The following is a 17,632-nucleotide window of genomic DNA, read 5'->3' as shown; positions in this document are numbered from 1 at the left end:
CCCGCGAGGAGAAAGACCCCACCCCCCCCCCCCCCCCCACCCCCCCCCCCCCCCCCCCCCCCTCCCCCCCCCCCCGGGCCCCTTCGTGTCGTGGAGCTGGATCGGAGCTCGTTCTCGTTCGGCTACTTCGGCACGACTGTGCCCCACGAGGCCGGGAGCTTCCGATACGCCGTGTCAATGTTGGCGTACTCCAGCGGGTCGCAGACAGACCACGTCTGACTGTAATTCTCCGGAAACGAATTGAAGCGGAAAGTTACACACGCCGTATCATCGGTGTACTTCTGAATCCATCCATAGAAGCGGATCTCCTGATTCGGCGCCGCGCACCGCTTGATATGCATCGACCCGGCATCCGTGTCCTTATCGACGAACGGCACGCATGTCGCCTGAACCGAGGCTTCGGGGGCCGGAGCCGCGACAGCCACCCCTGTCGAGCCGAGGATTGCGAGAATCGCAACGGCACCGACGGTCGCCTTCTTGATCACGCTCTTCATAAAACCTCGCTTCGATCTTGTTCTCGTCCGAGCCGGCTTCATGGGTCGTACGGTGAACGTTTCAGGCGGGCGTGCCGTATGACTCCTCGAGGGAGAAATTTCTGCGCAGTGCTTCGAGCCCGCGCAGCCGCGCACGGGACACCGTCCCCCGGTGCACGCCGAGGATCTCGGCGGCCTGGTCGATCGTGTACCCCTCGACGTCCACCAGACGTACTGCGGCGGACTGCCCGGCCGGGAGCGCCGCCAGCAGGCGCTCGGCCTCCCACCAGGCCTCAACAGGGTTTCCCGGGGCGGAACTCGGACTGTCGGGGACCTCCGCGGCCAGCACCTCGCGCCGGCGTCGGCGCTGCTGGTCTATCAGCGTCGTGACCACGGTCCTGATCGCGTACGCGCGCGGGTTGGGATGCGCGATGAACGTCGCGGGGCGCGAGAGCAACCTCTCACAGGCCTCCTGTACCGCGTCTTCGGCCATCCAGCGCGCGGCCGACCGTTCCGCCCTGCTCTGTAAGTAGGGCAATAGCGCGCAGATCATCTCTTTGGCGTCGCGCATCGCCATTTCGCCACATCTGTCGGGATCGGAATTCGAGCCGGTCGCGTTCATTGCAACCCCCAAGAAGTCGCCGCACCCATCACGGGGCGCACGCCGATTGCCTGATCGTAGGTCAGGCCGCGGCATCAAGGTGCGGAATTGATCGGAATTTGAGATTCCATTTCTCTCGCCATCCGCCTCTATTCCGAGCGGAATTGTAAATTCCAACCGGAGGTCAATCATGGGTCGGTGATGAGCGAACCTCAAATTATCCTCAGGAGTTATCGAGACCTCTTGAGGCATGCCAATAGTCCATGCCATGTTGATCTGGGCATGCCAAGGGATCGCGACCAAGTCTCCTGGCATTTTCCGCAGAATATCCAGCGATCGGGGGGCCGTGAACGGCTTTCCCCGCCACCCATTGCGTCATCGGTGGAACAACCCGAAGGAGAGAAAGTGCAGTTCACCAGATCCAGCCTCTCCCGTACCACCGCACGCCGTCACAGCAGCATCGTGGCCTCGCTCGCGGCCACCACTCTCGCCGCCGGCACCCTCGCCGGCCTGTCCGCCACTCCGGCGAGCGCCGCCCCCCAGGTCCCCACGGCGGCGGAGTACACCACCTGGCTCAGGTCGCAGAACAGTACGTCGGCCAACGCGACGGCCACCGCGTTCGGTGCCCTGTCCACGGCGAACAAGGACAAGTTCCTGCGCTACCTCGTCGACGGCGACGTCCTCAAGGCATACGAGGACGCCGCGGCCAGTGACCCCGGGACCTACACCCTGGCCGGCGGCGACGTCGTGATCGAGGTCGAGACGGGAGCCGCTCCGACCGCCACGGCCGCCGGGGGTGTCTCGGCCCAGGGCACCGCGGGTGACTGGAGCTGCTGGTACAACGTGAAGCAGAAGATCCTTGGCGTGACCATCACCCGACTGAACTTCAAGCAGTGGTACCACTCGACCTCGACCAAGGTCGACAAGGTCTACAACGCCGCGGCCTCACACACCAACTACAACATCGGCGTATCCATCAGCCATGAGCCCGAGGAGCAGTGGATCTCCGGCGCCGGCAACGCTCTCGCGTACGTCACCTGGCACGGCTCGATCATCTACAAGGGCTTCGGCGTCAACATCGACAAGCGCCACCATCTGCGCTGCGACGAGACCGGGATCCGCTACTACTATCTCAAGAACGTCTAGCCATACCCAGGGCGCCTATCGAGGAGAACCCATGGCACAGACCCTCACGAAAGTCGTTCTGTACGTTCTCGCCGCCGTCATCGCCGTCGGCATCGTAGGGGCCATCCTCTGGAGTCGCATGTAGCCCGTGCCGCGGGCCCATTCCCTCCGCGGCCTGTGCCCCGGCCCGCTTCCCGGCCGGGGCACAGGCCTTGCACGGCCCACTCCGCCTGGAGGTACATCGTGAGCATCCAAGCCGACATCGGCGGTACGGTCCCGCACCGACCGCACAAGGGACCCGCATCACCGACCGTCCTCGCCTGCTGGGCTGTTGTCGTGGTGCTCTCGCAGGCTCTGCTCGCCGCCATCCCGGTGGCAGCAGTACTCGCTGCCACGAAGCTCAGGCACAACCATCCCGCCCTGCGCCTGGGGATGGTCGCCCTCGGAGTAACAGTGACCGTGCTGTTCCTCCTCGCCGCCCACACCGAGGGAACCAGCGGATCCGGTCTGGGCTGAACACCACATACCCCCTGTGCCGCAATCGTCAACTGCGGCACAGGGGGCGCCTGTCGGCAACACTCGCACGCCTCACGCCGGGGGAATCGGCTCCCTGCGGGCCGTGATCCGGCGATCCCGAGTCGGCGGAGGACGAGCGTCCGCTCGAATTTCGTGTTTCGGTGAGGCCATGACGGCTCACACGGTCGAATACATCAGGTACCGCATCCCCGAGCAGAAGTCGGCGGAGTTCCTGGCCGCCTACACCCGCGCCGCGGCACAACTCGCCGCCTCGCCCCACTGCGTCGACTACGAACTCGCCCGCTGCGAGGAGGACTTCGAGCACTTCGTCCTGCGCATCATCTGGACGTCGACGGAGGACCACCTCGAGGGCTTCCGCAAGTCGGAGCTGTTCCCCGACTTCCTCGCCGAGATCCGCCCGTACATCACGCACATCGAGGAGATGCGCCACTACAAACCGACGACGGTCCGCGGCGCCGGCGCCGCCGTGCCCACGCTGTACGCCTGGGCGGGCGGAGCGGAGGCGTTCTCCCGGCTGACGTCGGCCTTCTACGACAAGGTGCTCAAGGACGACCTCCTGGCCCCGCTGTTCGAGGGCCTGGACCCGCACCACGCGGAACACGTGGCGCTGTGGCTCGGCGAGGTCTTCGGCGGCCCGCCGGCCTACTCCGAGACCCAGGGCGGTCACGGCCACATGGTCGCCAAGCACATGGGCCGCGGGATCACCGAGCCCCAGCGCCGCCGCTGGGTCAACCTCATCCAGGACGCGGCCGACGAGGCGGGCCTGCCGACGGACGCGGAGTTCCGTTCGGCATTCCTCGCCTACGTGGAGTGGGGGACCCGGCTCGCGGTGTACTTCTCGGGTCCGGACGCGGTGCCGCCGGCGGAGCAGCCGGTGCCGCGGTGGACCTGGGGGGCGGCTCCGCCGTATCAGGGCTGACGATCGTCGGGCGGCGGGCGGCGGTGACGGGTCAGCCGCCGCTGCCGTACGGCCTCGTCAGGATCTCCAGGTTGTGGCCGTTCGGGTCGTCGAAGTAGGTGCCGCGGCCGCCGTCGTTGCGGTTGATCTCGCCGGGGCGGCGGTGGTACGGGTCGGCCCAGTAGGTCAGGCCGGCCTCCCTGATGCGGCCGAAGATCGCGTCGAACTCCTCCTCCGACACCAGGAACGCGTAGTGCTGGGGCGTGATCGCGCCGGGTGAGTCGAGGTAGTCCAGGGTCACACCGTTGGGGATCTCGACCGGGATGAAGGGTCCGTACTGCGGGCCCACCTCCAGGCCCAGGATGCCGGCCAGGAACCGGGCCGACTCCTTCTTGTCGCGCGCGGCGACGATGGTGTGGTTGAGCTGGACGGTCATCGGGGCTGCCTCCTCGTGTGCACGGTTCGGACTGGCTCCTACGCCCTTCACGCTAGGCAGCGCCGTCGCCCGGCACATCGGTCGCAGGGAGGGGGCGGCGCTACTCCTGAGGTACTCGGCCGCAGGTCCGGGGCGGCGCACGGGCACGGGCTGAGGGCCCCGGAGCAGTGCGGCTCCGGGGCCCTCGGTCCTGGGCGGCTTCGGGGCCGTGATCAGATGGTCGCGGTGTCGATCACGAAGCGGTACCGCACGTCGCTGCTGAGCACCCGCTCGTACGCGTCGTTGATCTGGCCCGCCTCGATCAGCTCGATCTCGGCGCCGATGCCGTGCTCCGCGCAGAAGTCCAGCATCTCCTGGGTCTCGCGGATGCCGCCGATGCCGGAGCCGGCGAGGGTCTTGCGGCCCATGATCACGGAGAACAGGTTGAGCGCGACGGGCTCCTCGGGGGCGCCGACGTTCACGAAGGCGCCGTCCGTCTTCAGCAGGGACAGGAACCGGTCCAGGTTCAGCGGCGCCGACACCGTGGACAGGATCAGGTCGAAGCTGCCGCGCAGTTCCTGGAAGGTCTGCGGGTCGCTGGTGGCGTAGTAGTGGTCGGCGCCCAGCTTCAGGCCGTCGTCCTTCTTGCGCAGGGACTGCGACAGCACCGTCACCTCGGCGCCGAGCGCGTGCGCGAGCTTCACGCCCATGTGGCCGAGGCCGCCCATGCCGAGGATCGCGACCTTCTTGCCGGGGCCGGTGTTCCAGTGGCGCAGCGGGGAGTACGTGGTGATGCCGGCGCACAGCAGCGGCGCGGCGACGTCCAGGGACAGGCCGTCGGGGATGCGCAGGACGAAGCTCTCCGCGACGACGATCTTCTGCGAGTAGCCGCCGTAGGTCGGCTCGCCGTCCTTGCCGACGCCGTTGTACGTCTGGATGTTGCCCTTGAGGCAGTACTGCTCCAGGCCGGCCAGGCAGTTCTCGCACTCACGGCAGGAGTCGACCATGCAGCCGACGCCCACGCGGTCGCCGACCTCGTACTTCGTCACACCCGGGCCGACCTCGGAGACGATGCCCGCGATCTCGTGGCCGGGGACCATCGGGAAGGTCGCCTCGCCCCAGCCCTCACGGGCCTGGTGGATGTCGGAGTGGCAGATACCGGCGAACTTGATGTCGATCAGGACGTCGAACTCGCCGACCTCACGCCGTTCGATGGTGGTGCGCTCCAGCGGAGCCTTGGCGGCGGGTGCTGCGTATGCGGCAACGGTGGTCATGCCGGGGTTCTCCTAGCGGGGGTTTCGCGCCCGGCTGCCTTCTGGTCCTGCTTTTTCGTCCGGGCACGCTCTTCACCCTGCCGAAGCGGTCGACGGCCACCCAGACCTCCGTCGTACGTACGCTCGCGGGACCTACTACTGACGGGGACAGGCTCGTAGGCGTACGACGGGGAATACTTGAGGCATGGACGAACGGCCCGGTTCCTTGACGGGACCCGCAGCGGACACCGCCGCCGACCCCCTGGCCGGCCTGGACCGGCGTGCCGAGCTGAGCGAGTTTCTGCGCACCCGGCGGGCCCGGCTGAAGCCGGAGGACGTGGGCCTGCCCGACTTCGGGCGGCACCGCAGGGTGCCGGGGCTGCGGCGCGAGGAGCTGGCGCAGCTCGCCGGGGTGTCCGTGGCGTACTACACGCGCCTGGAGCAGGGCAACGGCCGCAACGTCTCGGCGGAGGTCCTCGACGCCATCGCGCGGGCGCTGCGCCTCAGCGACGCCGAGCACGCGCACCTCACGCACCTGGCGAAGCCGAAACGGCACAAGAAGAAGCCGGCGTCCCGCGCGGAGCAGGTGCGGCCGGTGCTGCGGCAGCTTCTGGACTCGATCGACGGCGTCCCGGCGTACATCACCGGCCGGCGCTCGGACATCCTCGCCTGGAACGCGATGGCGGCGGCCGTCTTCGGCGACTGGTCGGAGCTGCCGGCGCCCGAGCGGAACTGGGCGCGGCTGGTGTTCCTGCGGCCGGACTACCGCGAGCTTTTCGTGGAGTGGGACCAGAAGGCGTCGGACATGGTCGCCTTCCTGCGCATGGACGCCGGCTGCCACCCGGACGACCCGCGCCTGTCCGCCCTGGTCGGCGAACTCTCCGTCAAGAGCGAGGAGTTCCGGCGGCTGTGGGCCAACCACGACGTCAAGGAGAAGAGCTACGGCGTCAAGCGCCTGCGGCATCCACTGGTGGGGGAGCTGACCTTGAACTTCGAGTCGTTCCGCCTGACCGACGGCTCGGAACAGACCCTGATCACCTACCACCCGGAGCCCGGCTCGCCGTCGGCGCAGGCGCTGCGGCTGCTGGCGAGCTGGGGAGCGGACGCGACGAAGGCGGGGACGAGCGCGTCGGCCTGATCGGGTCGCTCCCTTCGGTCCTCTCAGCGGGCGCGGCCCTCGACCGCCGCGGCGATGTCGTCCAGGTCCTTCGCGATGGCCTTGGACACGGCCCGGGAGCCGAGGCCGCCGAGAATCCTCGCGAGTACTCCCGCGACGCCGCCGGAGGTGATGCCGGTGAACGTCATCCGGACCGTCGTCGCCGACGGCCCGTCCGGCCGCAGTGCCCATTCCGATACGTAGTGGGTGCCGTGCGACTGGGCCTCCACCACATACCGCTCGGGCGGCTCGCAGCGGGTCACCCACATCTCCTCGGTGGCCTCCTTGCCGAACATCCGCCGCGTCTCCCGCCACCGCGTGCCCACGCCGAAGGTCCCCTCCGTGAGGACTTCGACGCCCGACACACCACTGAGCACGTGCACCATGCCCCTCAGATCGGTCAGGGACTCCCAGACACTTCCCTGACCTGCGGCGATACGCCGCTCCACGACGACGCTGGTTCTGGCCATGCACCCATGGAAGCAGCAGGACCCGATAATCGCGCGGGCTCGGCGCAGCAGGCACCGGGCGGGGCAGAGGGGGCGCCCGGGGCGCGAGATGTGCGTGAGGCTTCGTACGCTCGTAGGAGAGCAGATTCCTCGAACCGTGCGTGAACGGTCTCGGAGGTGACGGCGATGCGTGCCTCGCTGATCCGGCTTTCCGTGGACGCGTCCGAATCCGCCGACGAGCGGCGTGGCCGGGGCGGCCTCGCTGGTCCGCGGCCGCAAGGGCGACGACCTGGTGGTCCTTCCTGAGCTGTGGACGGCCGGCGCATGGGCGTACGACCGCTGGGGAGCGGACTGTGAAGCGGCCGACGGACCCACCGCGAAGGCCATGTCCGCCGCCGCTCGCGAGGCCGGGGCATGGCTCCACGCGGGCTCGATCGTCGAGCGGGACGAGGACGGGACGCTCTACAACACCGCCCTCCTCTTCGACCCGGCCGAGGTCGCGCGCATCCGCACCGAACTCCCGGTGCTGCGCGACCGTGTCCTCGACCGGGCCCGTTCATAGGGGCTCTTCAGGAGCTCTTTCAGGAGCTCTTCAGGGGCTCGGGGGAAGCTCGGGAAATTTCTTCGGCGGCGATGTCGAGAACCCGCGATCGGCTCCGTCCCCGTAGTGAACGCGACCACAATGGGTCGCACCCGCACCAAGGAGAAGGACGATGGCCAAGTACCTGCTGCTCAAGCACTACCGCGGCGCTCCGGCAGCGGCCAACGACGTGCCCATGGACCAGTGGACGCCGGAGGAGATCTCGGCGCATGTGCAGTACATGCGGGACTTCGCGGACAAGCTGGAGAAGACCGGGGAGTACGTCGACGGGCAGGCGCTCGCACCCGAGGGGGAGTGGGTCCGGTACGACGGTGAGGGGCGCCCTCCGGTCACCGACGGGCCGTTCGCCGAGACCAAGGACCTGATCGCCGGCTGGATGATCATCGACGTCGACAGCCACGAGCGTGCCGTCGAACTGGCCGGGGAGCTGTCGGCCGCCCCCGGCGCGGGCGGGAAGCCGATCCACGAGTGGCTGGAACTGCGCCCGTTCCTCTCCGCGGCGCCCACCGTCGCGGACTGCCACGCCGGTGGATGAGGCACTGCTCAGAAGCCTCACGCCGAGCGCGCTCGCCGTCCTCGTCCGCCGCGGAGCCGAGTTCGCGGCGGCCGAGGACGCCGTACAGGACGCCCTCGTCGAGGCGGTCCGCGTCTGGCCCGCCGACCCGCCGAGGGACCCGAAGGGCTGGCTGGTCACCGTGGCCTGGCGAAAGTTCCTCGACCAGGCCCGGTCCGACGCGGCCCGCCGCCGGCGGGAGGACCGTGTCGACGAGGAGCCGGAGCCCGGGCCCGCCCCCGCCGCGGACGACACGCTCCAGCTCTACTTCCTGTGCGCCCACCCCTCCCTGACCCCGTCGTCCGCGGTCGCGCTCACGCTGCGCGCCGTCGGCGGGCTCACCACCCGGCAGATCGCGCAGGCGTACCTGGTGCCCGACGCGACCATGGCGCAGCGCATCAGCCGGGCCAAGCGCACCGTCTCCGGGGTGCGGTTCGACCAGCCGGGCGATGTCGCCACCGTGCTGCGCGTCCTCTACCTGGTCTTCAACGAGGGCTACTCCGGCGACGTCGACCTCGCCGCCGAGGCCATCCGGCTCACCCGGCAGCTCGCGGCCGCCATCGACCACCCCGAGGTGGCGGGACTGCTCGCCCTCATGCTGCTCCACCACGCCAGACGTGCCTCGCGGACCGCGTCCGACGGCAGCCTCGTACCGCTCGCCGAGCAGGACCGCGGCCGATGGGACCGCGCCCTGATCGCAGAGGGCATCGACATCCTCCAGGCCGCCCTCGCTCGCGACCAACTGGGCGAGTTCCAGGCCCAGGCCGCCGTCGCGGCGCTGCACGCGGACGCGCTCACCGCCGCGGAGACCGACTGGGTCCAGATCGTGGAGTGGTACGACGAGCTGCTGCGCCTGACCGACAGTCCCGTCGTGCGCCTCAACCGCGCGGTAGCCGTGGGCGAGGCGGACGGCCCGCGCGCGGGCCTGGCGGCACTGGCTCCGCTGGACGCGGCGCTGCCCCGATACACCGCGGCCGCGGCCTACCTCCACGAACGCGACGGCGACCTGCCGACGGCGGCCCGCCTCTACGCCGAGGCCGCACAGAAGGCCGCCAACCTCGCCGAACGCGACTACCTGACCCGCCAGGCGGCTCGGCTCAACATGCGTCGGGGCGGGGGCGGGGGCGGGGGCGGGGGCGGGGGCGGGGGTGAGGGTGAGGGTACGCGGTAGCGGGCCGGTGACTGGTGACTGATGGCTGGCCGGTCCAGGCCGGGTCGCGATGGCGCAAAAAATCGAACACATGATTGAATCGGGGTATGCGATCGTTCCCCGACGACCTCGTCCAGGCACAGCAGGAGTGGAGCGCCACCTACCACCGGCTTGCCGACGGGCCGGGCCGAACCGAGCTGCGCCGCCGCCTGTACCGGCTCTCGACCGAGGTGCTCTTCCACCCCTACTGGCGGGAAGGCGGCCGTACCCCGGCGGCATGGGCGGAACTGCGGAAGCTGGGGCGGGGAGGAGGGAGCTGGAGGTGACCGGCTTCGTCCCGTACGAGGGCCTCACGGGCCAGATCGCCGGTCACGAGACCGTCGGCGTCTCCCGCGGCTCCAGCGTGAAGCCATCCGGGCGGCACTGAGGCGCACCGGGAATCGCCGGGTCTCCGGCTCACCGCCACCACCGGCGGCGTTTCGCTTCGCGGGGCGGCCCGGCGGCGTTTCGCTTCGCGGGGCGGCCCGGCGGCGTTTCGCTTCGCGGGGCTGCCCGGCGAGCGATCTAGTCTCGGCGCGTGGGACAACCCGAGCAACGCGCCGAGGGCGCGGGACCGTTCACCACCCGGCTCACCTGGCACCTCCCCGGCGGCGGCACCGCCGTATGGGAGTCACGGCTCGCCCGCCGGCGCGGAGTCATCGCCGTGCGCCCGCCCGGCGCTCCCAGCAGTCGGCACAACCGCGCCGACGAGGTCGCCCTGCGCCGTCTGCGCCGGCTCAACGCCACCGCCGCGACGGCGTTCATCATCGGCGGAGCCCTGTTCGCGGCCGGGGCCGGCGTCGCCCAGGTCGGCTCCGGCGACGCCACCACCTGCGCCTCGATCTACTTCGCCGGCGGCCTCTTCTTCAACACCGGCGGCTACGTCTCACTGCTCCAGGTCATCAACGCCCCCCGGCACGTGCCCGGTGGCGAAGGCCGACTCGTCACCCACCCCTGGCGCTGGTGGAGTTACGAGCCGACGCGGGTGGACTGGCTGAGCGCGGTCGTCCTGTTCGCGGGCACCCTGGTGTTCGGCGTCAACCTGCTGGACTCCTTCCTCCAGGGGCTGAGCGTCCAGCAGATCAACCGGCTGATCTGGACCCCGGACCTGGTCGGCTGCGTGCTTTTCCTGATCTCCGGCCATCTCGGCTTCGTCGAGATCTGCCACGGCCGGCTCTGCTTCCGCCGCCGCAGCCTCGGCTGGTGGATCGTCGCCGTGAACCAGTTGGGCTCGGTCCTCTTCATGGTCTCGGCGATCGCCGCGTTCACCCGCCCGGCCACCGGCAGCCAGATCAACGCCGACATCGCCAACTGGACCACGTTCCTGGGCGCCGCCTGCTTCTCCGTGGGCGGCGTCCTTCAGCACTACGAACGTCCCTGACGTCAGGCCCACAGGTTCTCCGGAGGGGGCTGGACAAGCACGTCGCTGGGGAGACTACTCGGCGACACAGGCAGGGGAGCCACCGGCCAGTTCGATCGAGGGCTACCCCGTGCATCTGGGGGGACATGTGAACTTGGTGGGTCAACTTCCGGCCTTGATAGGCGTAGTGATCGGCGGAGTGGTCACCGTTTTCGGCGGTGCGCTTTCCGAGCGATTTCGGTGGAAGCGTGATGTGCAAAGGGAGTGGAGCCAGCGCCGATTCGAAGCGTACCGAGAGTTGATCCATGTAGCGCATGTTCAGGTCGGGGCCGCGCGTTCGCTCGCTACGACGAGAAATCTCCTCGAAGGTCCCCCTCCGGTCTCCATCGAAGAAGGGATGAAAGAGATCGCCGAGTCCGACAGGCACCTGGCGCTCGCATACGAAACGGTACAAATGATCGGCGATGAGCAAGTCGGCAGGGCCGCACACGCATTTCGATCGGCCTTGTGGCAGCTTAGTGACTACGCCCGCGGATTGATCGACGTAGACGCAGCGGAATGGGAAAGGGCCTACAAGAGATACCGGATGTCGCGCGACGGATTCCATGCCGCCGTCCGTCACGACCTCGGGATAGCCGGGCGAGGCTATCAGCGGAGTACGTCAGGTGTTTCCTCTCGTCCTCCCAGCGTTGGCGCCCCGTGAAGAGTTAGTGTGCGGTGGTGATCAGTACCGAGGGGGCACGTCTTGGTGCGGAAGCCGCACGTTGCCTGGCACAGACCGGACTCTATGAGTTCGAGGCGGGGTTGTCGCACGCCGAGTTCGCGCGCATCGAGCGCGAGTACGGCTTTGATTTCGCAGATGACCACCGTGCATTCCTCGCGGCCGGCCTTCCGGTGAACATCCCTCCTGAGGAGGGACAGACCTGGGCCAAGCCTTGGCCCGACTGGCGCAGTGGGGATCCGGACAGACTGCGCGACCAACTCGGCTGGCCGACGGAGGGCGTCCTCCTGAGCGTTGAGCACAACGGTTTCTGGTACGAGGGCTGGGGCGAGCGCCCGGCGGACGGCGCGGCGGCACTGGCCACGGCACGGCACCATCTCGCGGGAGCGCCGAAGCTGGTACCCGTGTATGCCCATCGGTATCTCCCAACCGGCCCGGGAAGCTACGGGCATCCGGTGCTCTCGATGTGGCAGACCGACATCATCTACTACGGGCTGGACCTGGTCGACTACATGCATCAGGAGTTCGACGAGGCACGTGGCGACGTCGACGAGAGCTGGAACCCGAGGGCGACAGTCCCCTTCTGGCGGGATCTCCTCTGAGCCCAGGCGCCCCCGTTCCCCGCGGTCGATCGTCGGCAGGGCCGTTGTCAGTGCCCGCGGCTACCGTCTCTCAGGTGCGCGGCCGGCTTCCGGGGGTTCCAGCTCTGAAGGGAATGGTTGCATCCCCGGTCTGTCTGGGGGCGGCCCGGAGACACGTCCGGGACCTAACCGACGGCCGGGCTTCGTCGATGGCCAGCGGATGACCTGCCAGCGCCGGCCGCGCACCACCTGGCGAGCCGGAAAGTGAGGCGGGCTCGGCAGTCGTTGTGAGAGAAGGCTCGTGCCGGGCCGCATTCGGCTGTTCGGTCCACGAAATGAGATGCCGTGCCGGGCGTCGCGGGTCTATTACCTGTGGCATGGACGGCGACACGCTCTACTCGATCGCCGGCGCCAGGGCCTCCGGGGGCGGGCCAGCCGCGGGCAGGGTGCGGCGCCGCGCGCCTTGGACGCCGTCGCGAGTGCGGCGGTCGGGCAGACCTCAGCCTCTGACGGCCTCTGCGATCTGCTGGGCGGCCTGGGCCGGGGTGAGGTGGGTGGTGTCGATGACTTCGGCCTCGCTGTGCAGCCAGGTGCGGGCTGCCTCGGCGTAGGGCTCAAGGTATTTCAGACGGAACGGAGAGGGACCGAGAACGGTGTCCCCCTCGATGCGTGCGCGCAGGGTGTCCTGGTCGGCGTGGAGGACGAAGTGCCGTACCGGGATGGCGTGTTGGGCGAGGCCCGTGCTGATCTCGCGCCAGTACTGCTCGACCAGGACGGTCATGGGCATCACCAGGGTGCCGCCGGCGTACTCCAGCACGTGGCGGGCGGTCTCGACGACGAGCGGCCGCCATGGGGGCCAGTGCTGGAAGTTGTCCGTCTCGGGCAGCCCCGGCGTGATGTCCATGAGTGTCTCGCCGACCTTCTCGGCGTCGAACACCCGTGAATCCGGAATCAGTTGCTGCACGAGTGCGCTGGTCGTCGTCTTGCCTGCGCCGTGGGTGCCGTTGAGCCATACGATCATGGGGCCTGATGCTAGGGGCGTCCACGTGGAGCTGGGGGCGGCCGGGCCGTCGCTATGAGTGGCCGGCCATCGCTGCGAGTCGCCCGCGGCAGGGATCTGGCTGCGGCTATGGCCCTAAAAATCGAACACGTGATTGAATTCCGGTCATGCAAACGTTCCCCGACGGCCTCCCCCGGGCGCAGATCGACGGCCTCGCCCGGGCGCACACGGAGTGGAGTGCCGCCCACCGGCAGCTCGCCGAGCGGCGAGGCCGCATCGAGCCGCGTCGGCGTCCTCGGTGACGCGCTGGCATGCGGGGGCGCTGGACCCGGATGATCCTGAAGGCATGTCCGGACCGATTCGCGTGACCGTGCATCCGCCGTCGCCCTCGGGTGGTCGACGCGTGCGCGTGGACGGCGAGATCCTCGGGCTGGCCCACAACGTCGCCGATGTCGCGGAGTTCCTTCGCCGCGCCGGGCTGGAGATCGACCCGGCGGACGTGGCCGGGGTGCCGTGGATCGACTGGCGCGGTGTGGGGCCTGAGCGCTGGGGTCCGGAGGCGGGTGACTGACCTGCCGAGGGTTTCCGGTCACCGCCGGAGCCTCGGCGTGCGCTCGTTATGGGGGAACGAGACATTGGAGCCGTGGCCTTGTGGATGACTTGGGAACTCGAAGGGGTCGGCGTGGCCTCGCAGTCCGTGGAGAGCGTGGATGAGGCCGCTATGTGGCTGGTCGGCTCGGTCGAGCGTTCAAGGCGTGCCTTCGAGGCCGAATGGCGCTGGCGCCGGCTCATGGACGCGGCGCTTCGGGTACGCGCCCAGATGCTCGACGAAGGGCGCGAGACCGTGGCACGCGGTGTGTCATGGAGCTCGACGGACGAGGACGTGCGGGTGCGGCTCTCCGTCCGGGATCAGCGGCGCTGAGGCTGAGCGCAGCACGGTCTTCGGCTGCTCGGCGGCGCCACGGGGGCGCGAGGGCGCCCGGACATGAGATGTCCATGTCGGTGCAGCGCGCCAGAATGGGCTTTATCGAGTCTTTTCTGTCATATCGGAGGCCGTCCATGAAAGACCTCAAGATCGAGCAGAAGCGGTCGCTGTCACGCCATGAGGCCGCTGACCAGCTCACGGCACTCGCGGACGCGCTGAGGGAAGGCGGGGACGCCGAACTGGAACTCGGTCCGGGAACGCTGAGCCTGCGCATCCCCGACGACCTTCGCAGCGAGATCGAGGTCGAGATCGGCGGCGGGGAGATCGAGCTGGAGATCGAGTTCAAGTGGCCGACCGCACCGACGCGTGCGGTGGCGTCGAGGAGGGAGGCACCCGCCAAGAAGGCCACGAAGCGGAAGACGGCGTCCGCCGGTGCGGGCACCGACAGAAACAGAAGCGCGACGCGGTCCGCCAAGAAGAAGCCCTGAGCAGACGTTCGACGTCCCGCGGCTCCACCGCTTTCTGCGTGGCGGGTACCAACGTGCCCGCAGCATCCCGTCGATCTTCGATCCCCGTACGCCTGACAAGCTGGGCTGCTCAGGCGAGGACGGGGTCCAGATCGGCATCGTCAAAAGGTGGATGGCTCTCGTTGCCCATTCGCTCGGCCGCATTGATGTAGTCGGCAAGACCTTCGACGCACACAGGTCAACACTCGACGCGCTCGGCACCGTCACCTACCTCGGTGCGGACCATGGCCTGACGTCCCTGTACGACGTGGCCGGCCTGGCGATGATGTGGAGCGTCCTCAACGCCTGGCTCCAAGGCACTGCCCTGCTCAGCACGGCCGGCGTTGATACCTCGACGTATGCGCCGTTCACGCGGCAGATCGCGGCCGGGGTGGCCGAGTGGCTGCCTGGGTACGCCAAGCAGATCGACAGCGGTTTGTTCCCGGCCGATGTGTCGGCCCTGGAGACCGACGTACGGGCCATGGCGCACCTGATCGAGGAGAGCGAGGCGGTGGGTGTCAACGCCGAACTGCCAAAGTTGATCAAGGCGATGGCCGACCGCTCGATCGCCGCCGGACACGGTGAAGAGCAATATCCCGTGCTGATCGAAGAGTTCGGCAGACCCCGTAACGACTGACAGTCCCGGCACCGCGATCCGTGCCGGTCGAACTGATCGTAGGTTCATGTCATGACGACCGTTGACGACCTGGACTACGAGTTCCGTGTGCCGCAGGTGCCCCGGCCTCCCGTGGGACGGGCGCTTCGACGACCACTGACGGCTGAGCGGTGGCCGTACGGCCGGTCGGGCGGGCGTGGAATCGGTGGGAACCCTCGAGCGTTGAGGAGGGTGGGCTTGGACGCCGGCGGTGTGCGAGCGGAGTAGCCCGAGTGACCGAGCTGAGAGATATGGGAGGGTCGTAATGGCTGCGCAGACGCAGAGGGCCGTGCTGGCCGGCGGATGTTTCTGGGGGATGGAGGAGCTGATCCGCCGCCTTCCGGGCGTGACGGCGACCCGGGTCGGATACACCGGGGGTGACGTGCCGAACGCGACGTACCGCAACCACGGCACGCACGCGGAGGCCATCGAGATCCTTTTCGACCCGGCGAAGACCGACTTCCGCGCGCTCCTGGAGTTCTTCTTCCAGATCCACGACCCGAGCACGAAGAACCGCCAGGGCAACGACATCGGCCTCAGCTACCGCTCGGCGATCTACTACGTGGACGACGAGCAGAAGCGGATCGCCGAGGACACGATCGCGGATGTGGACGCCTCTGGCCTGTGGCCGGGCAAGGTCGTCACCGAGGTGGAGCCGGTGGGCCCCTTCTGGGAGGCCGAGCCCGAGCATCAGGACTACCTCCAGCGCTACCCCGAGGGCTACACCTGCCACTTCCCGCGCCCGGGATGGAAGCTGCCCGCCCGCGCCGAGGGCTGACGGCGAGGCGGCCCGGCACACGGAGCGGGCCGACCGGCAAGCCTCCGCGGCCGGGCCGTGTACGCGGCGCACCCATGGAGAGATCCGTCAGCGTGCGTCGCGTAGCCGAAGAAGGTACGTCGCGGTCAGCGCGACGGCACGGTCGCCGTCCTGCGACAGCTCCCTGAGGGCACGTGAAGCCGTGCCCCCGGGGATGTCCGCCAGGGCCTGGGTCAGCCGTGCGCGGGCCGGCGCTTCGGTGGTGTCGTCGACGAGGCGGTCCACGAGTCCGGTGGCGATCCGGTCCGCCGTCGCGGTGTCGCTCGCCAGCACGCCCAGCGCATCGGCTGCGTCGGTGTCGTTCCTTCCGTCCACGATCATGTCGATGAGCGACGGGACCGCCTCGGCCACCTCCCGCGTGCCGAGCGCCAGAGCCGCATGGCCGCGGACCACGGCATCGGGGCTCGCCAGGGCGTCCCGCAGCAGGGCGGTGGCCTCGTCGCCGGGCATCCCGGCCAGGGACCGGGCGGCACGTTCCCGTACCGCGGCCTCCGGTGAGCCGAGGCCCTTGGCCAGCAGTGCCGTGCCGTCGTCGCCCGATCGCGCCAGGGCCCATCGAAGGGCTCCGGCGACGTTCGGCTCGCTCTCCCTGAGCACCGCCTCGACCAGGGCCTCCACCGGCACCGGAACCTCGTCGGCCGAGGACAGCGCCGCGCGCTGACGTGCGGCAGCGCTCTTCGATCCCAGCGCCTGGAGAACTGCGACGGCCTGGAGGACGTCCTCCCAGCCGGCGGGTTCCACAGCGTCGATCCGGCGGAGCCTCGTCAGCAGATCGGTCTCGGCCGCGATGCGTTCGCGCGTCTGCCGGATGAGGTCGTCGACGAGCGCCGAGGGCGTGAAGCCGGGATCGTCGAGCGCGCGTCCGATCTCACGCAGCGACAGGCCCAGTGACCTCAGGCTCTCGATGTGGAAGATCCGCCGGATGTCCTCACCGGAGTACTCCCGGTAGCCGGAGCCCGTGCGACCCGACGGCCGCAGCAGGCCGAGCGACTCGTAGTGCCTGAGCATGCGGGCACTGACCCCGGACCGTCGCGCCACCTCACCGATCAGCACTTCCTACTGTCCCTCCCGGCCGGACCCGCCGAGGGCCACGGCGCGCTTCGCCTCTTCGATCGCGAACTCGAATCCGGCATCCGGATCCCGCAGCAGCCGCTGCGTGGCGAGCGCGTGCGTGCGCACACGCCGGTCGGGGGCCGTCGCCGCAGCGCGCAGGGCCGGCAGCACGACCTCGCCCAGCGCGACCAGCGCCCGGCTGAGACTCAACTGAGTGTCCCGCTCACCGCGCCCGAGCTGTGTCGCCAGTACAGCGGCCAAGTCGAGCTCCTCGCCTTCCGGTACGAGCACGACCGCGGCCCGCCAGGCGCTTCGCGCCGTCTCGTCGTCGGCGTCGGACAGAAGCGACCGGGTGATCGCCGGCCACGCCCGCCGGTCCCCGATCTTGGACAAGGTGTGCAGGGCCTGACTGCGTGCCTGCGCATGCTCCGAGCGCACTTGGCGGAGCAACTCGGGGAGCGTCACGGACACCGGGTGACGGGTGAGCGCCCAGGTCAGCATGTCGCGGACAAAGAAGTCGGGCTCGACCCCGCATCTCTCGACGAGCTTGCCTACGAAGCCCGGGTCCGGCGTCGTGCCGACTTCCAGAGCCGACCGCAGCCGCACCGACGAACGGCCGTCCTCCAAGCCCTGGAGCGCGCGTATCGCATCCGCGTCCTGTCTCGTGGTCATCGGGACCACCTCCTCGACGAGCAGTGAACGCCTTGTCACCGTGTCAAGGTCAAAGCCCCGCCGGCCGACTTCGCGCCCGCGCCGGCCGTCAC

Annotated in this window: 23 protein-coding genes and 1 pseudogene; 16 read left to right on the top strand and 8 right to left on the bottom strand. The window is 69.2% G+C overall.

All coding sequences use genetic code 11. The annotated features are described in order from the left end of the window. Window positions 1-122: 122 nt before the first annotated feature. Window positions 123-485 carry a hypothetical protein gene (locus tag ACZ69Q_RS40855; RefSeq protein WP_471052767.1) on the bottom strand — a complete coding sequence of 121 codons (363 nt, stop codon included), beginning with the start codon at window positions 483-485 and terminating at the stop codon, window positions 123-125. Window positions 486-555: 70 nt separating this feature from the next. Further along, window positions 556-1,095: an RNA polymerase sigma factor gene (locus ACZ69Q_RS40850; protein WP_471052764.1), complete on the bottom strand. Its 540-nt coding sequence runs from the start codon at window positions 1,093-1,095 to the stop codon at window positions 556-558. A gap of 384 nt (window positions 1,096-1,479) precedes the next feature. On the opposite strand from ACZ69Q_RS40850, the gene ACZ69Q_RS40845 reads away from it, so the two are divergent. From ACZ69Q_RS40845 to ACZ69Q_RS40835, 3 genes are all read left to right on the top strand, one after another. Then, the gene (locus ACZ69Q_RS40845) at window positions 1,480-2,220 is read left to right on the top strand and encodes a hypothetical protein (protein ID WP_471052762.1); all 741 of its coding nucleotides are present in this window, start codon (window positions 1,480-1,482) and stop codon (window positions 2,218-2,220) included. A gap of 222 nt (window positions 2,221-2,442) precedes the next feature. Then, window positions 2,443-2,715, top strand: a complete 273-nt coding sequence (locus ACZ69Q_RS40840) for a hypothetical protein (RefSeq protein WP_471052760.1) — start codon at window positions 2,443-2,445, stop codon at window positions 2,713-2,715. 169 nt (window positions 2,716-2,884) lie between these two features. After that, window positions 2,885-3,655 carry a globin domain-containing protein gene (locus tag ACZ69Q_RS40835; protein ID WP_471052757.1) on the top strand — a complete coding sequence of 257 codons (771 nt, stop codon included), beginning with the start codon at window positions 2,885-2,887 and terminating at the stop codon, window positions 3,653-3,655. A gap of 31 nt (window positions 3,656-3,686) precedes the next feature. Here ACZ69Q_RS40835 and ACZ69Q_RS40830 read toward each other — a convergent pair whose 3' ends face one another. Both ACZ69Q_RS40830 and ACZ69Q_RS40825 read right to left on the bottom strand, forming a co-directional pair. Further along, window positions 3,687-4,070 (bottom strand): VOC family protein, encoded by a 384-nt coding sequence (locus ACZ69Q_RS40830; protein WP_471052755.1) that lies wholly within the window; start codon window positions 4,068-4,070, stop codon window positions 3,687-3,689. A gap of 212 nt (window positions 4,071-4,282) precedes the next feature. Further along, window positions 4,283-5,323 (bottom strand): NAD(P)-dependent alcohol dehydrogenase, encoded by a 1,041-nt coding sequence (locus ACZ69Q_RS40825; RefSeq protein ID WP_471052752.1) that lies wholly within the window; start codon window positions 5,321-5,323, stop codon window positions 4,283-4,285. A gap of 184 nt (window positions 5,324-5,507) precedes the next feature. Between ACZ69Q_RS40825 and ACZ69Q_RS40820 the strand changes: the two genes are divergently transcribed. Next, entirely contained in the window at window positions 5,508-6,440 is a 933-nt protein-coding gene (locus tag ACZ69Q_RS40820; protein ID WP_471052749.1) for a helix-turn-helix domain-containing protein, read from the top strand. A 23-nt stretch (window positions 6,441-6,463) separates the two neighbouring features. Here ACZ69Q_RS40820 and ACZ69Q_RS40815 read toward each other — a convergent pair whose 3' ends face one another. Continuing rightward, on the bottom strand, window positions 6,464-6,928 hold the full coding sequence (locus ACZ69Q_RS40815; RefSeq protein ID WP_471052746.1) for an SRPBCC family protein: 465 nt from the start codon (window positions 6,926-6,928) through the stop codon (window positions 6,464-6,466). Between the two features lie 165 nt (window positions 6,929-7,093). Here ACZ69Q_RS40815 and ACZ69Q_RS40810 point away from each other — a divergent pair. The 6 genes and pseudogenes from ACZ69Q_RS40810 to ACZ69Q_RS40785 form a co-directional block, all read left to right on the top strand. Continuing rightward, window positions 7,094-7,397 (top strand): annotated as a pseudogene (locus ACZ69Q_RS40810) (nitrilase-related carbon-nitrogen hydrolase); the annotation flags it as partial. A 223-nt stretch (window positions 7,398-7,620) separates the two neighbouring features. Beyond that, the gene (locus ACZ69Q_RS40805) at window positions 7,621-8,043 is read left to right on the top strand and encodes a YciI family protein (RefSeq protein WP_471052744.1); all 423 of its coding nucleotides are present in this window, start codon (window positions 7,621-7,623) and stop codon (window positions 8,041-8,043) included. Further along, on the top strand, window positions 8,036-9,232 hold the full coding sequence (locus tag ACZ69Q_RS40800; RefSeq protein ID WP_471052741.1) for an RNA polymerase sigma factor: 1,197 nt from the start codon (window positions 8,036-8,038) through the stop codon (window positions 9,230-9,232). Before ACZ69Q_RS40805 ends, ACZ69Q_RS40800 begins: the two co-directional genes overlap by 8 nt. An 86-nt stretch (window positions 9,233-9,318) precedes the next feature. Next, on the top strand, window positions 9,319-9,537 hold the full coding sequence (locus tag ACZ69Q_RS40795) for a hypothetical protein (protein WP_471052739.1): 219 nt from the start codon (window positions 9,319-9,321) through the stop codon (window positions 9,535-9,537). Between the two features lie 251 nt (window positions 9,538-9,788). After that, window positions 9,789-10,631 (top strand): hypothetical protein, encoded by an 843-nt coding sequence (locus tag ACZ69Q_RS40790; RefSeq protein WP_471052736.1) that lies wholly within the window; start codon window positions 9,789-9,791, stop codon window positions 10,629-10,631. Between the two features lie 699 nt (window positions 10,632-11,330). Then, complete coding sequence (locus tag ACZ69Q_RS40785) at window positions 11,331-11,933, top strand: hypothetical protein (protein WP_471052733.1); 603 nt, start codon at window positions 11,331-11,333, stop codon at window positions 11,931-11,933. A 478-nt stretch (window positions 11,934-12,411) separates the two neighbouring features. Here ACZ69Q_RS40785 and ACZ69Q_RS40780 read toward each other — a convergent pair whose 3' ends face one another. Then, window positions 12,412-12,933, bottom strand: coding sequence for an AAA family ATPase (locus ACZ69Q_RS40780; protein WP_471052730.1), 522 nt, complete (start codon window positions 12,931-12,933; stop codon window positions 12,412-12,414). A 146-nt stretch (window positions 12,934-13,079) separates the two neighbouring features. Here ACZ69Q_RS40780 and ACZ69Q_RS40775 point away from each other — a divergent pair, with 146 nt between their 5' ends. The 6 genes from ACZ69Q_RS40775 to msrA all read left to right on the top strand — a co-directional run bounded on the left by ACZ69Q_RS40775 (window position 13,080) and on the right by msrA (window position 15,776). Further along, window positions 13,080-13,214 carry a hypothetical protein gene (locus ACZ69Q_RS40775; protein ID WP_471052727.1) on the top strand — a complete coding sequence of 45 codons (135 nt, stop codon included), beginning with the start codon at window positions 13,080-13,082 and terminating at the stop codon, window positions 13,212-13,214. A gap of 44 nt (window positions 13,215-13,258) precedes the next feature. Then, on the top strand, window positions 13,259-13,483 hold the full coding sequence (locus ACZ69Q_RS40770) for a hypothetical protein (RefSeq protein ID WP_471052725.1): 225 nt from the start codon (window positions 13,259-13,261) through the stop codon (window positions 13,481-13,483). A gap of 111 nt (window positions 13,484-13,594) precedes the next feature. Beyond that, the gene (locus ACZ69Q_RS40765) at window positions 13,595-13,834 is read left to right on the top strand and encodes a hypothetical protein (protein WP_471052723.1); all 240 of its coding nucleotides are present in this window, start codon (window positions 13,595-13,597) and stop codon (window positions 13,832-13,834) included. A 74-nt stretch (window positions 13,835-13,908) separates the two neighbouring features. Continuing rightward, the gene (locus ACZ69Q_RS40760) at window positions 13,909-14,325 is read left to right on the top strand and encodes an amphi-Trp domain-containing protein (RefSeq protein WP_471052721.1); all 417 of its coding nucleotides are present in this window, start codon (window positions 13,909-13,911) and stop codon (window positions 14,323-14,325) included. Between the two features lie 151 nt (window positions 14,326-14,476). Continuing rightward, window positions 14,477-14,980: an imine reductase family protein gene (locus ACZ69Q_RS40755; RefSeq protein ID WP_471052718.1), complete on the top strand. Its 504-nt coding sequence runs from the start codon at window positions 14,477-14,479 to the stop codon at window positions 14,978-14,980. A 283-nt stretch (window positions 14,981-15,263) separates the two neighbouring features. Continuing rightward, a complete protein-coding gene (gene msrA, locus ACZ69Q_RS40750) occupies window positions 15,264-15,776 on the top strand; it encodes a peptide-methionine (S)-S-oxide reductase MsrA (RefSeq protein ID WP_471052715.1) in 513 nt (170 codons plus the stop codon). An 87-nt stretch (window positions 15,777-15,863) separates the two neighbouring features. On the opposite strand, the gene ACZ69Q_RS40745 is transcribed toward msrA, so the two are convergent. Next, the gene (locus tag ACZ69Q_RS40745) at window positions 15,864-16,868 is read right to left on the bottom strand and encodes a MerR family transcriptional regulator (protein ID WP_471052713.1); all 1,005 of its coding nucleotides are present in this window, start codon (window positions 16,866-16,868) and stop codon (window positions 15,864-15,866) included. Between the two features lie 3 nt (window positions 16,869-16,871). Continuing rightward, window positions 16,872-17,540 carry a HEAT repeat domain-containing protein gene (locus ACZ69Q_RS40740; protein WP_471052710.1) on the bottom strand — a complete coding sequence of 223 codons (669 nt, stop codon included), beginning with the start codon at window positions 17,538-17,540 and terminating at the stop codon, window positions 16,872-16,874. Window positions 17,541-17,632: the final 92 nt, after the last annotated feature.

It is taken from the genome of Streptomyces sp. NPDC036764, from assembly GCF_055609385.1.
Note: the sequence above shows the minus strand (reverse complement) of the source record. Positions and strands in the feature narration are given on the sequence as shown.

What these genes read in the sequence shown, in the direction of transcription:
- ACZ69Q_RS40755 (WP_471052718.1), top strand. Translation starts at nt 14,477, where the DNA reads ATGGCTCTCGTTGCCCATTCGCTCGGCCGCATTGATGTAGTCGGCAAG.
- ACZ69Q_RS40830 (WP_471052755.1), bottom strand. Translation starts at nt 4,070, where the DNA reads ATGACCGTCCAGCTCAACCACACCATCGTCGCCGCGCGCGACAAGAAG.
- ACZ69Q_RS40815 (WP_471052746.1), bottom strand. Translation starts at nt 6,928, where the DNA reads ATGGCCAGAACCAGCGTCGTCGTGGAGCGGCGTATCGCCGCAGGTCAG.
- ACZ69Q_RS40820 (WP_471052749.1), top strand. Translation starts at nt 5,508, where the DNA reads ATGGACGAACGGCCCGGTTCCTTGACGGGACCCGCAGCGGACACCGCC.
- ACZ69Q_RS40780 (WP_471052730.1), bottom strand. Translation starts at nt 12,933, where the DNA reads ATGATCGTATGGCTCAACGGCACCCACGGCGCAGGCAAGACGACGACC.
- ACZ69Q_RS40795 (WP_471052739.1), top strand. Translation starts at nt 9,319, where the DNA reads ATGCGATCGTTCCCCGACGACCTCGTCCAGGCACAGCAGGAGTGGAGC.
- ACZ69Q_RS40775 (WP_471052727.1), top strand. Translation starts at nt 13,080, where the DNA reads ATGCAAACGTTCCCCGACGGCCTCCCCCGGGCGCAGATCGACGGCCTC.
- ACZ69Q_RS40835 (WP_471052757.1), top strand. Translation starts at nt 2,885, where the DNA reads ATGACGGCTCACACGGTCGAATACATCAGGTACCGCATCCCCGAGCAG.
- ACZ69Q_RS40850 (WP_471052764.1), bottom strand. Translation starts at nt 1,095, where the DNA reads ATGAACGCGACCGGCTCGAATTCCGATCCCGACAGATGTGGCGAAATG.
- ACZ69Q_RS40805 (WP_471052744.1), top strand. Translation starts at nt 7,621, where the DNA reads ATGGCCAAGTACCTGCTGCTCAAGCACTACCGCGGCGCTCCGGCAGCG.
- ACZ69Q_RS40825 (WP_471052752.1), bottom strand. Translation starts at nt 5,323, where the DNA reads ATGACCACCGTTGCCGCATACGCAGCACCCGCCGCCAAGGCTCCGCTG.
- ACZ69Q_RS40740 (WP_471052710.1), bottom strand. Translation starts at nt 17,540, where the DNA reads ATGACCACGAGACAGGACGCGGATGCGATACGCGCGCTCCAGGGCTTG.
- ACZ69Q_RS40760 (WP_471052721.1), top strand. Translation starts at nt 13,909, where the DNA reads ATGTCGGTGCAGCGCGCCAGAATGGGCTTTATCGAGTCTTTTCTGTCA.
- ACZ69Q_RS40770 (WP_471052725.1), top strand. Translation starts at nt 13,259, where the DNA reads ATGTCCGGACCGATTCGCGTGACCGTGCATCCGCCGTCGCCCTCGGGT.
- msrA (WP_471052715.1), top strand. Translation starts at nt 15,264, where the DNA reads ATGGCTGCGCAGACGCAGAGGGCCGTGCTGGCCGGCGGATGTTTCTGG.